The following is a 3,179-nucleotide window of genomic DNA, read 5'->3' as shown; positions in this document are numbered from 1 at the left end:
ACAGCCGGTCGGGGAGCGGGGAATTATCGAAACTCTGGCTGAAGAAGCTCGCCAACAGGCGGAAGGGACGTTGACTGAGCACGGCGAATAGCAGCGGCACCAGTCGAAATCCGCGCAAAATGCGTAATGACAAACGCGGTACGGCGAGCTACGCTATTCATCATGGACAAAGCTGTACCGGCCGCAAAACCGACGAACCGACGCGAAACCCTCAACCTGCGGATCAAGCCCGATGATCGCGGCTTGATCGATCGCGCCGCGGCGCTGACCGGCAAATCCAAGACCGATTTCGTGCTCGAAGCGGCACGTCGCGCAGCTGAAGAGGCGCTGCTCGATCGCACTCTGTTCATCGCGACACCGGACGCTTCCGAGGCGTTCCGCGCGCGGCTCGATGAACCGCCACGCCCGAACGCGCGGCTGCAACGCAGCATGCAGACCAGGCCGCCCTGGAAATAGCCGTGGCTCTGTCCCCGCCGGAACCTCTCGCGGATCATCATGATCTCGCCGATTTTAACAGCGGTGCCCCAAGCCTCGATGACTGGCTGAAACGCCGCGCCCGCAGCAATCAGGCCAGCGGTGCCACCCGCACCTTCGTGGCGACGGACGGTGCCCGCGTGGTCGCCTATTACGCCATCGCCTCGGGTGCGATCACCCTGGGCGGAGCAGTGGGCCGATTTCGCCGCAACGTGCCCGATCCCATCCCCGTCGCGGTCTTGGCGCGGTTGGCGATCGACCAGAGCGCCCAACGCCAGGGTCTCGGCCGCGCGCTCTTCCAGGACGCCGCCATGCGCATTGTGAACGCGGCGGCAACCATCGGTATCCGCGGCATCGTGGTCCATGCCATTTCCGAACCGGCCAAAGCCTTCTATCTTGCCCTCGGCTTCGACTCCTCGCCGATCGACCCGATGACCCTGATGGTCACATTGAATGACGTTCGGGCGGCGTTGGCCGGGCAACAAACCTAGGAACCACCATCATCCGCGTCCGACGCGGCACGACATACAATTTCGACGACGATAGCGGGAGGCCTCAGTGGCGGTCAAAAAATCGGAAATCTACAGCTCCCTCTGGGCCAGCTGCGATGCGTTGCGCGGCGGCATGGATGCCTCGCAATACAAGGACTACGTGCTGGTCCTGCTGTTCGTGAAATACGTCTCGGACAAATACGCCGGCGACCCCAACGCGGTGATCGACGTTCCCGTTGGCGGCAGCTTTGCCGATATGCTCGCCCTGCGCGGCCAGAAGGACATTGGCGAGAAAATCAACACCATCATTGCCAAACTCGCCGAGGCGAACGACCTCAAGGGCGTGATCGACGTCGCCGATTTCGACGACCCCGACAAGCTCGGCTCCGGCAAGGAAATGGTCGATCGGCTCTCCAGCCTGGTCGGCATTTTCAGCCGGCCGGAGCTGGATTTCCGCAAGAACCGCGCCGAGGGCGATGATATTCTGGGCGATGCCTATGAATATCTCATGCGCCACTTCGCCACCGAATCGGGCAAGAGCAAGGGTCAATTCTACACCCCGGCCGAGGTCTCACGCATCATGGCCAAGGCGATCGGCATCGGCGCCGCCCGCAGCGCCGCCCAGACTATCTACGACCCCACCTGCGGCTCCGGCTCGCTGCTGCTCAAGGCGCATGACGAAGCGCCGTTCGACCTGACCATCTACGGCCAGGAGAAAGACGTCGCCACCCGCGCCCTCGCGCGGATGAACATGGTGCTGCACAATAGCCCGACCGCCGACATCTGGCGCGACAACACCCTCTCCGCCCCGCACTTCCTCAACAACGACGGCACGCTGAAAACCTTCGACTTCGTGGTCGCCAACCCGCCGTTTTCCGACAAGGCATGGAGCACCGGGCTCGATCCCGCCAACGACCCGTTCGACCGTTTCGCCCCCGGCGTGCCGCCGGCGAAGAACGGCGATTATGCCTATCTGCTCCATGTCGTGGCCTCGCTGAAAACGACCGGCAAGGGCGCCATCGTCATGCCGCACGGCGTGCTGTTTCGCGGCAATGCGGAGGCTGAAATCCGCCGCGCGTTGATCAAACGCGGCATCATCAAGGGCATCATCGGCCTGCCGGCCAATCTGTTCTACGGCACCGGCATTCCCGCCTGCATCATTGTGCTCGACAAGGAAAACGCCCACGCCCGCACCGGCATTTTCATGATCGATGCCTCGAAGGGCTTCGTGAAGGACGGCAACAAGAACCGCCTGCGCGACCAGGATCTGCACAAGATCGTCGATGCCTTCACCCGCCAGCTCACCATCGAGCGCTATTCCCGCATGGTGCCGCTGGCCGAAATCGAACGGCAGGATTTCAACCTCAACATCCCCCGCTACATCGATTCCGCGGCGCCGGAGGATTTGCAGGATATCGAGGCCCATCTGAAAGGCGGCATTCCGGTGCGGGATATCGACGCGCTTGCCCCCTATTGGGCGGTGCTGCCCTCGGTGCGCGCCACCCTGTTCGGCCCCGGCGACCGCGCGGGCTACGCCACGCCGCAAGTGGCACCCTCTGCCGTGAAGCAGACCATTCTCGACCATGCCGAATTCGCCGCGTTCGCGGCACAATTGCGCGGCGTGTTCGCCCTCTGGCGTGCCGCGCATCTCGACGCGTTGCGCACGATAGCGGTGGGCGACAAACCCAAACGCCTGATCGCAACCCTGGCCGAGGATCTGCTCGCCCGCTTCGCCGATCTGCCGCTGATCGATCGCTACGATGTCTATCAGCATCTGATGACCTATTGGGCCGAGACGATGCAGGATGATGTCTATCTCATCGCGCTCGACGGCTGGGCGGTGGCGCGGGTGATCCGCAATCTGGTCAGGAACGAGGACGGTAAATTCACCGAAACGCCGGATATCACCCTGGGCAAGCGCAAGCTGAAGGCCGAGCTGATCCCCCCGCCGCTGATCGCCGCCCGGTTCTTCGCCGATGAACTTGCCGCCTGCGAGGCGCTGGACGCCACGGCGGAGGAACTGGCGCGCAAGATCGAAGAACTCGACGAGGAACAGGGCGGCGAAGACGGGCTGTTGTTCGACGCCAAGACCGACAAGGGCAAGCTGACCGCGAAAAGCGTGAAGGATCGGCTGAAGGACATCAAGGGCGACCGCACCGCCGAGGAGGAACGCACGGCGCTGCAAAACTGTCTGCGCCTGATCGAACGCGAAAA

3 protein-coding genes are annotated in these 3,179 nt (G+C 63.2%); all 3 read left to right on the top strand.

Annotated elements, in window-relative coordinates:
- The first annotated feature begins 162 nt into the window (after nt 1–162).
- On the top strand, nt 163–456 hold the full coding sequence (locus tag ACP5E6_RS17515) for a DUF1778 domain-containing protein (protein ID WP_427956404.1): 294 nt from the start codon (nt 163–165) through the stop codon (nt 454–456).
- Nucleotides 457–458: 2 nt separating this feature from the next.
- Nucleotides 459–965, top strand: a complete 507-nt coding sequence (locus ACP5E6_RS17510) for a GNAT family N-acetyltransferase (protein ID WP_427956401.1) — start codon at nt 459–461, stop codon at nt 963–965.
- Between the two features lie 67 nt (nt 966–1,032).
- The coding region (locus tag ACP5E6_RS17505; protein ID WP_427956398.1) for an N-6 DNA methylase at nt 1,033–3,179 on the top strand (2,147 nt) is incomplete at its 3' end.

Origin of the sequence: Acidiphilium sp., assembly GCF_049977125.1 — a bacterium.
Classification (GTDB): Bacteria; Pseudomonadota; Alphaproteobacteria; order Acetobacterales; family Acetobacteraceae; genus Acidiphilium.
The sequence above is the reverse complement of the archived record's forward strand: the minus strand, read 5'-3'. Positions and strand labels throughout refer to the sequence as shown.